Raw genomic sequence first — 12,147 nt, forward strand, 5'->3', positions numbered from 1 at the left:
AGGCAGGAATGTGACGCAAAAGGGCCGGGCCCGGTCAACCGACCGGGCCCGGCCCTCTCGTACTCAGCTCTCGACGTCAGTCACGTCGTCAACGTCGCGTCACAGCAAGCCGTCCCACATCTGTTCCAGCAGCACCGACCACCAGCTCTCCGGCGAACCGAGCGCCGCCGGGTCGGTCGCGGCCAACTGCGCCTGGAAGTCGACCGTCCAGCGCCCCGCCTGCTCCTGGTTGAGCCCGAAGCGAAGACGCCACATACGGCCCAGCAGCGCGAGGCTGCGTGCGAACTCGGGCAGCCCCGTGTTCACGAACTGCGGCGGTACGGAAGCCCCGCCGGGACCCGCCTCCACCGGCACGGCCACGATGTGCGCCGTCCCGTACTGGACACAGATCGCCTTGCCGAAGTCGCTGCCCATGACGAGGTACGAGCCCGCGTCCGCGGACGGCTGGACGCCACGCTCCTGCGCCAGTTCGGCGAGCGTCGGCACCGGGCGACCCGGCTGGGCCTGTGCCCAGAAGAACGGGTTCATGTCGACGGGCAGTCCGGCCACCACCAGCGTGTGCGCCACGATCGGCGGCACACCCTGCCGGGACACGGCCGCCTGGTCGAACCGGAACACTCCGGGTCCGAACGCCGCCGCCAGCTCCTGCCCGATCGCCTCCGGCGGGATCGGCGGCGCGGGCTGCACCGGCGGCAGCGGCGCCCGGATCGGTCCGGGCCGCGCCGGACCGTCCGCGACCTGGTGCAACTCACCCTGGTGCGCGAGCAGTTGGGCCATACCCTGCTGACGGCTCGCGTGGTCCGTGCCGTACGAGGCGATGCTGGTGATCCGCGCCTGCGGCCAGCTCTCCCGGATCATCCGGGCGCAGTACGCACCCGGCAGCTCGCAGGACTCCAGCTCCGTGTGGAGCTCCAGCACCTGCTGCGGCGGCACGTTCATCGCGCGCAGCTCGTGCAGGATCTGCCACTCCGGGTGCGGGGTGCCCGGCGCGGAACGCCGGATGAGCTGCTGCTCGCTCCCGTCCTGGGCGCGGTAGCGCAGGACCGCCTGGTAGCCGGGGCCGACGGTCGGCTGCCCCTGCTGGGGATAGCCGTAGGCCGGCGGCTGCTGGCCCGGCATCGGCTGCCCGGGCATGGGCTGCCCCGGGAAGGGCTGCTGACCGGGCATCGGCTGAGGAGCGGACGGCGGCATGCCGGGGCCGCCCTGCGGCATCCCGGGAGGCGCCTGGGGCGGCGGGGCCGTGCCCGGGCCGCCGCCCGGAGGACCGGACAGCATGGTCTCGGCGTGGTGGACGCCACCGGGGGCGCCGGGGGCACCTGGCCCGCCGGGACCTCCCGGAGCACCCGGAGCGCCTGGGGCACCCGGAGGCTGTGGCGCGCCGGGGCCGCCCACGGCCGGACCGGCGAGCATGGTCGCGGCATGGTGGACGCCACCCGCGGGCGTACCGCCGGGGTTGTTGGGCGCGCCAGGAGCACCTGGTGCGCCGGGCACACCAGGAGGCTGCGGGGCACCCGGAGTACCGGGCGCGCCGGGGGGCTTGGGCGCGCCGGGCTGGTTCGGGTCGGCGAGCATGGTCGCCGCGTGGTGGACACCGCCCGGAGGCGTACCGCCCGGGGTACCCGGAGCGCCAGGGGCACCCGGGGCTCCAGGAGGCTGCGGGGTCCCGGGGCCGCCCGGCCCGTCGGGGCCGAGCTGCGAGACGAGTTGCGTCGGTACGTACCCGCCGGCCGGAGTCCCCGGCGCACCGGGCCCGGACGCGGGAGCCGCACCACCCGGCCGCGCACCCGGCGTTCCGGGCGCACCCGGAGGCGGCGGCGTACCGGCCGCACCCGCACCACGGGCACCGCGCGGCGGAGCCTGCGCCTTGCTGGTGGCGGCGTCGGCGATGTCACCGGCGTTCGGGGGCAGCGGCCGCCCGGGCGCACCCGAACCGGGAGGCGGCTGCGGCGGATTGGGCCCGGCGGGCGGCTGCGGAGCACCCTGCGGGAAGCCGTACGAGGGAGCACCCTGCGCACCGGGCGCACCCGGAGGCGGAGTACCGGGCGCACCCGGAGGCGGAGTACCGGGCGCACCGGGAGGCGGTGTGCCGGCGCCGGGCCCCTGCGGATAGCCGTACGAGGAAGGCGCCCCGGGCGGCGGCGTACCAGGCGCACCAGGCGCTCCGGCGGGCCCACCCGGAGGCGGCGTACCGGCGCCAGGCCCCTGCGGATAGCCGTACGAAGACGGCGCACCCGGCGGCGGAGTGCCCTGCGCACCAGGACCGCCGGGCCCACCCGGGCCTCCCGGACCGGCCTGAGCCCCCGGGCCCTGCGGGAACGCGGGCGGGTTCGGGTTGCCCACCGCGGGCGCGACGGTCGTGCTCGGGAGCCGGCTGCCGCCCGAGATCAGGCTGGTCTTGGCCTCGGGCGTCGCGTCGGGCTCCGACGGCCCGCCACCGGCGCCCCCGTCCCTTATCTGCGGCGCGTACACGGTCGCGGGCAGCGGCACCGAACGGTCGTCGCCCGTCTCGGCGTTGGTGTCGGTCCCGGCCCACGGCGTCGCGTCGGCGGGCACCCCGGAACCATCCGAGGGCTCTCCGCCGGCGGCGGGCCACGACGTACCGCCACCGGGAGCGGAGGACGGCCCCGGGGCACCGACGGGCCCGGGCAACGTCTCGGGGATCGCGCCTCCGCCGCCGGCCCCTCCATGGGCGGGGCCGGCAGGACCGCCGGGCGGAACCGCGTCACTGACGGCGGCAGCGGCGGCGGGCCGTGACCCGGCCCCGTCGGACGTCCTGTCCGGAGTCCTGTCCGACGGGCGGGGCGAACCGCCGCCCGACGTCCCGCCGGTCGAACCGCCGGACGTCCGGTCCCGTCGGTCCGGAATGCCCATCCGGTCCGCCGCCTCCTGGAGCCACTCCGGAGGCGTCAGCAGGAAGGACGTCTGGTTGAGGTCGACGCGCGCGGGAGGCGCGGGCGCCGGATCGGGCGCCGCGTCCGGCAGGCCGTACTCCTCCTCGTACCGGCGGATCACCTCGCCCAGCGGCAGCGAGGGCCACAGGGTGGCCTCTCCGCTGTCGCGGGCGATGACGAGCCGCTGGGCACCGCCGTCGGACCGCGGTCCTTCGGCACGGTCCTCGGCCCACACCACGAATCCGAGTTCGAACTCCCGGACCCGCACCTCGCGGTGCTGGTAGCCGGGCACATCCCCGTTGATCCACTCTTCGGCGCGCTCCTGCGCCTGCGCGAAGGTCACCATCGGACGCTCACTCCCCCACCGAAGACACCGCGGACACCGACACAGCCCGCGCGAATCCACCGTCCACCATCAGATTCGCCACGGTCTCCAGCTCCGGCGGATTGCCCGCGAGCCGGGCCAGGAACTGGTCGAAGTCGTCCCCGCAGGGCAGCAGCAGCCGCTGCACACGCTCCGGGGGCGCCCACAGGTCCTGGTCACGGGCGTCGTCGTACGCGCAGAACCACATGGACCCGACCTTCTCGCCCTTGACCTTCACGGCGAGCAGACCGCCCTGGACGAAGCCGACGCCCAGGTAGTCCTTGGTCAGGTGGTCCCGCAGACATTTGTTGACGTACACGAGGTCGTTGACGGCTGCCTCGTCGCGCACGGTGAAGAACGGCTGGTCGACCAGCAGCCCCAGCTCGGCGTCGAGCGCGGCCCCCATCGGAGCGCACCCGCCGGCGGCCTTCAGGAAGGACCGGTACGCGCCGGGCAGCCGGTAACCGAGGTCCTCCTCGACGCCCAGCACCTGCTGCTCGGTCACCGCGACGGCGGCCTTGGGCAGCACGAAGTGCGCGGGCCGGGTCTCCTGCAGGGGCCGGGTCCCGCGCTTGTTCTGGTCGACGGCCGCGGTGGCCAGTCCGCCGTGGTGCCGCAGCAGCGCCTTCACCTCGACCGGCACCAGCTCCAGCCGCCGGGTCCCCGGCGCGTGGTGCCAGGTCCAGCCGTGCGGAGTGGCGACGGGCGGGATGGTGTCCCACAGGTCATGACCGTCCGCGGCCATGGCCGCGTTCGCGGACACGTAGTCCGTCAGCCGAAGTTCGTCGACCCCGAACCCCTCGGGCGGCTCGGCGATCTCCGCGGCTGCACGCGCATAGAACGAGAAGTCGGGATAGCCGCGGTCGTCGACACGTACACCTCTCGGGTGACGCGCCGCCCGGACCGGGTCCGGGAAGTGCACGACCTGCCCGGCGTAGGCCGCGTTCGGCGGCGCGGCTTGCTGCCCGAGCCGACCTGTCGTCATGGCGGTTGCCCCCTGCGGCGTTCTGATGGATCGCGGATATCGACAGCCTATGCGGTTGAACGACACCGGTCACCGGGCCTCCGGTTCCGTACCGGCCAGCGGGACTCCGGTTCCGTGACCTGCCGTCATCGCGCCGTGACGGTGCGGCGAAGACCACGCGTGTCGCGCCGCCCCAGCTTCCGCACCAGCCACGGAGTTTGGCACTCTGTCCGAGCACCGGGGGATGCGGTAAGGGGAGGAAACAGGACGATGAACTCAACGCAGACAGGCAGGTCTGGTGACCCGAGGGTGGGCTGGAGCAGCAACGAGGCGCCCGTCACTCCCACACTCCTCCACCGCCGTGACGGCATACTTCCGACCATCGCCGCCGCCCTGTCCGTACGGGGCGCGACCCTCACCGGCACGGCGGGCCGGGGCGACCTGCCGCCGCCGCTCCACCCGCTCGTCCGGGACTTCCTCGACACCCTGACGAGCGGACAGCGCGACCGTTTCACCGGCCGCTGCGCCGAAGTGATCCTCATCTCCCGGCACATCACGGCGGTGGACGCGGACCGGTCCAAACGGGCCTCCCGGAAACCCATGACCAACGGAGAGGCCCGCAAGTCCCTCAAGCAGGCCAAACTCACCGCCCGCCGCATCCGCGAGGACGGCGACCCGCTGCACGGCAGCTTCGCGCCGCCCTGCCGCTCCTGCACCGCGCTCAGCGCCCACTTCGGCGTACGCATCGTCGACCCGACGGCACCGGGGGACTGACAAACCCCTCTTCCCCCACACAGGGCGTCACCCACGCCCCTCCGAAGCCGCCGAACCACAGCCGCGGCAGCTCAGACGAACGCGAAGGGCCGATGCACACCGACCGCACTTCCCCCTCCCCCACACCGACCTCGACCCGGTTCTCCGCCGCGGTCGACGCCGCGCTGCGCTCCGCGGGATGGCAGCCGGGCCGCTGGGACATAAAGCAGGCCGAGATCTGGGCCGACGCCCTGCGCAGCCACGAGTCGCCGGCCGGTCACCGTCACTCCGTGTTCCCGGCGGCGGTGGAGGCCTGGGCGGAGTTCGGCGGTCTCCACATCCCCGCCACGGCCCCGGGCCGCCAGATCGCCCCGACCCCTCTGCACCTGGACCCCCTGCACGGCCTCCACATGGCCCGCACGCTCGTGGACCTGGGCAGAGCCCTGGACAGCGAAGTGGCCCCGCTGGGCGAGGAGTCCGACACGAGAGCCCTGCTCGCCATCGACGCGGAGGGCCGCACCTACACCCTCGACCACACGGGCGACTGGTACCTGGGCGCGACCATCGACCAGGCCCTGACCACACTCGTCTCGGGCCTGGAACCGGTACGCCTGACGGCCGGCTGAACCGCCACGGCCTCTCCAGGGCCGGCCTTGAGGGATCCCGCCCCGACCGGGTCACCCCCGGACGAATTCACGCCGCCGGCCGGTTCACCCCCGGACGGGTTCACGCCTCGGCCGGGAGGACCGCCGAGACCCGGAAGCCGCCGGCGTCGGTGGGGCCGGACACGAACACGCCCCCGAGTCCCAGGACCCGCTCCTTCATCCCCACCAGACCGTTCCCGCCGCTGGGCAGCCGGGCGTCGGACGCGGCACCGGGCTCGGGCGGGGGCCCGTTCTCCACCTGCATGGCGATCTCGGCCCCGCGATGCGCGACCCGCACCCGGGTCTTCGCCCCCGCCGCATGCTTGTGGACGTTGGTCAGCGCCTCCTGCACCACGCGATAGGCGGTCTGCTCCACCGCGGCCGCGTAGCCCCGGGCGTCCCCCTCCACGAACAGGTCGACGACCATCCCCGCGGCGGCGGACTGCCCCACCAGCTCCTGGAGATCGTCGAGGCAGGGCCCCTCCCCCGTGTCCTCGTCCACGGCCCGGGACGCCGCGGCGGCAGCCGCGACCCCCACCGCCGCGAGCGGCACGGTCTGCATCCGTACGGAGGAACCCCCGTAACCCCCCTCGCCCGTACGCAGAACCCCGAGCATCTCCCGCAGTTCGGTCAGCGCCTGCCGGCCCATGTCGCCCACGAGCGAGGCGTTCTTGACGGCCTTCTCGGGATCCTTCCGCGCAACGGCCTGCAGCGCCGCAGCGTGCACCACCATCAGACTCACCCGGTGCGCGACGACGTCGTGCATCTCACGGGCGATCCGGGTCCGCTCCTCGTTGCGCGCCCACTCCGCCCGTTCCTCGGCCCGCTCGGCCAGCAACATCAACTCCCGCTCCAGGGAGTCGGCCCGCTCCCGCAGACTCTCCATCAGCCGCCGCCGGGCCCCCACGTACAACCCGAGCAGAATCGGCGGCGCGGTCATCCCGAGCGAGGTGGTGATGGACACGAACGGAACGAACCAGTCGCCCACCATCCGAAGGTCGCCCCGCACCATCCCCTGGTGCGCGCGCACGTACGTGACGATGAGCATGCCCACCATCGACATACCGGCCAGCGCCCCGATGATCCGCCGGGGCATCTCGGACGCGGCGAGCGTGTAGAGCCCGACGAGCCCCATCAGGAACCCCATCTGGGCCGGTGTGATGGCGATCGACACCAGCACCACGGCGATGGGCCACCGCCTCCGGAACAACAACACGGACCCGGCGACAGCCCCGAACACCATCCCGGCGGGCACCGGCACTCCGGCCGCATCCGCGAAGGGATATCCCTCGATCGCACACTCCACGGCGGACACCAGCGCGAGGCTCCCGTCGAGCACCGCACTGCGCCACCTCGCCCACCACCACGGCCCGGTCAGGGTCGCGGTGTGGTCTTCCCCCGTCGTGGTCATGCCTCCAGCCTACGGTCGCCCCCCGCCGCTTTTCCGGTGAGTTTCGCGTACTGGCCTACACCACTCGCCGTAATCGAACAGACACGAAACCCGCCGCAATCCGCCGAAAACCCGGAACCGGCCCAAGCCGCCCCCGAGTCACCCCACGCCCGCCCCGCACCACCCGGCAGCACCCGGCACCGTCGAAGTACCGTCGCACCGAAGGCACCCGGTACGGCATAGTGTTGGATGTCGACTCGGCAGCCCGACCGGATCTCCGGTCCCGTCGAGTTCCATCCCCCGTGGTGTAATTGGCAGCACTGTGGCTTTTGGTGCCATCTGTCCGGGTTCGAGTCCTGGCGGGGGAGCAGACGGCAATCGGGTCCTGACAGCACCGTCGGGGCCCACTCACATTTCCCCCTCACAACGCCCCGGTATCCTGCGGATGTCCACCCCCCAAAGGCACCCCAGCCATCCGAAGCCGAAGGGCATCCCCGTGAGCGCCAACCGCCCGGCAGCCGTCGTCGTTCTTGCAGCGGGTGAGGGCACCCGTATGAAGTCGGCCACACCCAAGGTCCTGCACGACATCTGTGGCCGTTCTCTCGTCGGCCATGTACTCGCCGCCGCACGCGAGTTGGAGCCCGAGCATCTGGTGGTCGTCGTGGGCCACGCCCGGGAGAAGGTCACCGCGCACCTCACCGACACCGCTCCGGGCGTACGGACCGCCGTGCAGGCCGAGCAGAACGGCACGGGTCACGCCGTGCGGATGGCCCTGGAGGAGCTGGGCGGCACCGTCGACGGAACCGTCGTGGTCGTCTGCGGGGACACGCCCCTCCTCAGCGGCGAGACCCTGCGCAACCTCGCCTCGAACCACGGCACCGACGGCAACGCGGTCACCGTGCTCACCGCCGAGGTCCCGGACGCGACCGGCTACGGCCGCATCGTGCGCGACGGCGTCTCGGGTGCCGTCACCGCGATCGTCGAGCACAAGGACGCCTCGGAGTCCCAGCGCGCGATCCGTGAGATCAACTCCGGTGTCTTCGCCTTCGACGGACAGCTCCTCGCGGACGCGCTCGGCAAGGTCCGCACGGACAACAGCCAGGGCGAGGAGTACCTGACCGACGTCCTCGGCATCCTCCGCGAGGCCGGGCACCGCGTCGGCGCCTCCGTGGCGGGCGACCACCGCGAGATCGCCGGCATCAACAACCGCGTCCAGCTCTCCGAGGCCCGCCGCATCCTCAACGACCGGCTGCTGGAGCGGGCGATGCTCGCCGGCGTCACCGTCATCGACCCGGCCTCCACCTGGATCGACGTCACCGTCACCTTCGAGCAGGACGCGATCGTGCACCCGAGCACGCAACTCCAGGGCGCCACACACCTGGCCGAGGGCGCCGAGGTCGGCCCCAACTCCCGCCTGAAGGACACCAGGGTGGGCGCGGGCGCCCGGATCGACAACACGGTCTCCAACGGCGCCGAGGTCGGCCCCCAGGCGAACGTGGGTCCGTACGCGTATCTCCGCCCCGGCACCCGCCTCGGACTGAAGGCCAAGGTGGGTACGTACGTGGAGACGAAGAACTCGACGATCGGCGAGGGCACCAAGGTCCCGCACCTCTCGTACGTGGGCGACGCGACGATCGGCGACTACTCGAACATCGGCGCCGCGAGCGTCTTCGTGAACTACGACGGCGAGGCCAAGCATCACACCACGGTCGGCTCGCACTGCAAGACGGGCTCGGACAACATGTTTGTGGCGCCTGTCACGGTCGGGGACGGCTCCTACACCGCCGCGGGCTCCGTCATCACGAAGGACGTGCCGCCCGGTTCACTGGCCGTCGCCCGGGGCCAGCAGCGGAATATCGAGGGCTGGGTGGCCCGCAAGCGTCCGGGAAGCGCGGCCGCGAAGGCGGCGGAGGCGGCTGCCCGGGAGTCGGCCGGCGAAAGCTGACCGGAAAGCGGTGGGTCGGACTCGGCGTACCGTGATAGATGCACACCCGCACACCCAGCTGGGACCGCATCTGAGAACACATCTCAACATCCAGCTGAGACACCTCTGAGGAGACAGTGCTGTGACCGGGATCAAGACGACCGGCGAGAAGAAGATGATGTTCTTCTCCGGCCGCGCCCACCCCGAGCTTGCCGAGGAGGTCGCCCACCAGCTGGGTGTCGGGGTCGTCCCGACGAAGGCCTTCGACTTCGCCAACGGCGAGATCTACGTCCGCTACGAGGAGTCGGCCCGCGGCGCCGACTGCTTCCTCATCCAGAGCCACACCGCTCCGATCAACAAATGGATCATGGAGCAGCTCATCATGATCGATGCTCTGAAGCGGGCCTCCGCCCGGAGCATCACCGTGATCATGCCTTTCTACGGTTACGCCCGGCAGGACAAGAAGCACCGCGGACGTGAACCGATCTCGGCCCGTCTGATCGCCGACATGATGAAGACGGCCGGTGCCGACCGCCTCCTGACGGTCGATCTGCACACCGACCAGATCCAGGGCTTCTTCGACGGCCCGGTGGATCATCTGTTCTCGCTGCCGCTGCTCGCCGACTACGTGGGCCACAAGGTGGACCGCTCCAAGCTCACGGTCGTCTCGCCGGACGCCGGCCGCGTGCGCGTGGCCGACCGCTGGTGCGACCGCCTGGGCGCGCCCCTCGCGATCGTGCACAAGCGCCGCGACAAGGACGTCGCGAACCAGGTCACGGTCCACGAGGTCGTCGGTGACGTCGAGGGCCGGGTCTGTGTCCTGGTCGACGACATGATCGACACCGGTGGCACGATCTGCGCCGCCGCGGACGCGCTGTTCGCGCACGGCGCGGAGGACGTCATCGTGACGGCCACGCACGGTGTGCTCTCCGGTCCGGCCGCGGACCGGCTGAAGAACTCGAAGGTCAGCGAGTTCATCTTCACGGACACGCTGCCCACCCCGGGCGAGCTGGAGCTCGACAAGATCACCGTGCTGTCGATCGCGCCGACGATCGCCAACGCGGTGCGCGAGGTCTTCGAGGACGGCTCGGTGACCAGCCTGTTCGACGAGTGACCGGGAAGCAGGTCCGCCGGTCCCTCCGGGCCGCGTAGATCGATTTCTTGTACGGCCTCCCCGCCGCGTAAGCTGTCACAGTTGCTCGGCGAGGGAGGCCGCACTCTTTGGTGCGGCGGTCCGTTATCGACGCGCTCTTCGTAGCAGGCCGATGTTTGGCCGGGTGACCACCTTCCCCAGTTGATCTACGAGGAGTGACCATGGCCGACGTCAAGATCGCCGCCGAGACCCGCACCGAGTTCGGCAAGGGTGCCGCCCGCCGCATCCGCCGTGAGAACAAGGTTCCCGCGGTCGTCTACGGCCACGGCGCCGACCCCGTCCACATCACGCTCCCGGGCCACGAGCTCCAGCTCGCCCTGCGTACCCCGAACGTCCTGCTCACCCTGGACATCGAGGGCAAGACCGAGCTGGCGATCCCGAAGGCCGTCCAGCGCGACGCCATCAAGGGCTTCCTGGAGCACGTCGACCTGCTCACCGTGAAGCGCGGCGAGAAGGTCACCGTCGAGGTCTACGTCCACACCGAGGGCGAGCTGGCGCCGGGCGCCTTCCTCCTTGAGCACGTGCTGAGCACGCTGACGGTCGAGGCCGAGGCCACGCACATCCCCGAGTCGGTCACCGTGTCCATCGCGGGCCTGGAGGCCGGTGCCTCCATCGCCGCCAAGGACATCCCGCTCCCCGAGGGCACCACGCTGGTCATCGACGAGGACGCCGTCGTGCTCCAGGTCCTGGCCGCCCAGGCGGAGGAGCCCACCGAGGACGCCGCGGCCGACGAGGCCGCCGAGGCCTGATCCCGCACCGGATCACCGTGCGCCGGCCGCCGCTCCCGAGGGGGCGGCGGCCGGTGCGTGTCCCTGATCCGGACAGCCCGCCGACCGAGGACCCATGGGAGAGACGGACGTGACCACGGAACCAGGCGCCCCCTGGCTGATCGTGGGGCTCGGCAACCCCGGCCCCGAGTACGCCAGGAACCGCCACAACGTGGGTTTCATGGTGGCCGACCTCCTCGCCGAGCGGATCGGCGGGAAGTTCAAGCGGGCCGGCAAGGCTCAGGCCCAGGTGATCGAGGGCCGTATCGGCCCGCCGGGACCGGCGAACCGCCGGGTGATCCTGGCCAAGCCGATGTCGTACATGAACCTGTCGGGCGGCCCGGTCACGGCCCTGCGCGACTTCTACAAGGTGCCGACGGCGAACATCGTGGCCGTCCACGACGAACTCGACATCGACTACGGCGTGCTGCGGCTGAAGCTCGGCGGCGGCGACAACGGCCACAACGGTCTGAAGTCGATGACGAAGGCGATGGGCCCGGACTACCACCGCGTCCGTTTCGGCATCGGCCGCCCGCCGGGCCGTATGCAGGTCGCCGACTTCGTCCTGAAGGACTTCTCCTCGGCGGAGCGCAAGGAGCTGGACTACTTCGTGGACCGTGCGTCCGACGCGGTGGAGGCTCTGGTGATCGAGGGCCTGGAGCGGGCCCAGTCGACGTACAACTCCTGAGAACGCCGACTGCTGAGAATCCGGCGGCACCGCCGGAAGATCCGTACAAAAGGTCCGTACAACGCGGGACTTGTCCCCCACCGGAGTTGACCGAGCGCAGGGCCATGGCCAAGGATCTCCGCCATGCCTGCCCTCGCCTCCCGTCAGAACGCGGTCGTCGCGCTGCGGTTCGGGCAGCTCGCGGCGATGGGTACGGTCGCGGCGCTGATCCTGATCGCGGGCGTCTGGGCCTCCTGGGGCACCGCCCAGCACGTGATGCTCACCAAGGGCCGTGAGCGCGGCACGATGACGGTCACGCGATGTGCCGACGACCGCTGCACGGGCCCGTACCGGCCGCTGTCGGAAGGATCCACCGCCCGCGACCGGGTCGTCCTCGACAGCGAGGTCGCGGTGGACAAGGGCCGCACCTACACGGTCACCGTGAAGCCCGGCAGCGACGAGGTCGTGCGCACGGGCACCGGCGGACTCCTCTACGCCTGGGCCCCACTCGGCGGCGCACTGCTGCTCGCCTCGATGGTGGTGGCGGGCGGCCTGCGCCTGACCCGCCTCGCATGGGCCCTGGGTGGCGCGGGCCTGACCCTGCTCACGGCAGCCTTCGTAACCCTCTGA

The 12,147-nt window shown here is 71.9% G+C and carries 10 protein-coding genes and 1 tRNA gene; 8 read left to right on the top strand and 3 right to left on the bottom strand.

Going from position 1 to position 12,147, the window contains the following annotated elements; translation table 11 throughout:
• Positions 1–99 precede the first annotated feature (99 nt).
• On the bottom strand, positions 100–3,237 hold the full coding sequence (locus OG718_RS24095; protein WP_328845136.1) for an SUKH-4 family immunity protein: 3,138 nt from the start codon (positions 3,235–3,237) through the stop codon (positions 100–102).
• Positions 3,238–3,244: 7 nt separating this feature from the next.
• Positions 3,245–4,240 (bottom strand): SMI1/KNR4 family protein, encoded by a 996-nt coding sequence (locus OG718_RS24100; RefSeq protein ID WP_328845137.1) that lies wholly within the window; start codon positions 4,238–4,240, stop codon positions 3,245–3,247.
• Between the two features lie 249 nt (positions 4,241–4,489).
• On the opposite strand from OG718_RS24100, the gene OG718_RS24105 reads away from it, so the two are divergent.
• Both OG718_RS24105 and OG718_RS24110 read left to right on the top strand, forming a co-directional pair.
• Positions 4,490–4,993 carry a YwqJ-related putative deaminase gene (locus OG718_RS24105; RefSeq protein WP_143638981.1) on the top strand — a complete coding sequence of 168 codons (504 nt, stop codon included), beginning with the start codon at positions 4,490–4,492 and terminating at the stop codon, positions 4,991–4,993.
• Positions 4,994–5,085: 92 nt separating this feature from the next.
• Positions 5,086–5,598: an SUKH-3 domain-containing protein gene (locus tag OG718_RS24110; protein WP_143638979.1), complete on the top strand. Its 513-nt coding sequence runs from the start codon at positions 5,086–5,088 to the stop codon at positions 5,596–5,598.
• A gap of 100 nt (positions 5,599–5,698) precedes the next feature.
• Here OG718_RS24110 and OG718_RS24115 read toward each other — a convergent pair whose 3' ends face one another.
• Positions 5,699–7,027 carry a sensor histidine kinase gene (locus OG718_RS24115; RefSeq protein ID WP_143638978.1) on the bottom strand — a complete coding sequence of 443 codons (1,329 nt, stop codon included), beginning with the start codon at positions 7,025–7,027 and terminating at the stop codon, positions 5,699–5,701.
• A gap of 275 nt (positions 7,028–7,302) precedes the next feature.
• On the opposite strand from OG718_RS24115, the gene OG718_RS24120 reads away from it, so the two are divergent.
• From OG718_RS24120 to OG718_RS24145, 6 genes are all read left to right on the top strand, one after another.
• A tRNA-Gln gene (locus OG718_RS24120) sits at positions 7,303–7,374 on the top strand.
• A gap of 128 nt (positions 7,375–7,502) precedes the next feature.
• Complete coding sequence (gene glmU / locus OG718_RS24125) at positions 7,503–8,951, top strand: bifunctional UDP-N-acetylglucosamine diphosphorylase/glucosamine-1-phosphate N-acetyltransferase GlmU (protein ID WP_143638976.1); 1,449 nt, start codon at positions 7,503–7,505, stop codon at positions 8,949–8,951.
• A gap of 121 nt (positions 8,952–9,072) precedes the next feature.
• Positions 9,073–10,044: a ribose-phosphate diphosphokinase gene (locus OG718_RS24130; protein WP_055617955.1), complete on the top strand. Its 972-nt coding sequence runs from the start codon at positions 9,073–9,075 to the stop codon at positions 10,042–10,044.
• A 200-nt stretch (positions 10,045–10,244) separates the two neighbouring features.
• Positions 10,245–10,832, top strand: coding sequence for a 50S ribosomal protein L25/general stress protein Ctc (locus OG718_RS24135; protein WP_055617956.1), 588 nt, complete (start codon positions 10,245–10,247; stop codon positions 10,830–10,832).
• Positions 10,833–10,926: 94 nt separating this feature from the next.
• Positions 10,927–11,538 carry an aminoacyl-tRNA hydrolase gene (pth, locus tag OG718_RS24140; RefSeq protein WP_143638975.1) on the top strand — a complete coding sequence of 204 codons (612 nt, stop codon included), beginning with the start codon at positions 10,927–10,929 and terminating at the stop codon, positions 11,536–11,538.
• Positions 11,539–11,661: 123 nt separating this feature from the next.
• A complete protein-coding gene (locus OG718_RS24145; RefSeq protein ID WP_143638973.1) occupies positions 11,662–12,147 on the top strand; it encodes a hypothetical protein in 486 nt (161 codons plus the stop codon).

The organism is Streptomyces sp. NBC_00258 (genome assembly GCF_036182465.1).
Taxonomy (GTDB): domain Bacteria; phylum Actinomycetota; class Actinomycetes; order Streptomycetales; family Streptomycetaceae; genus Streptomyces.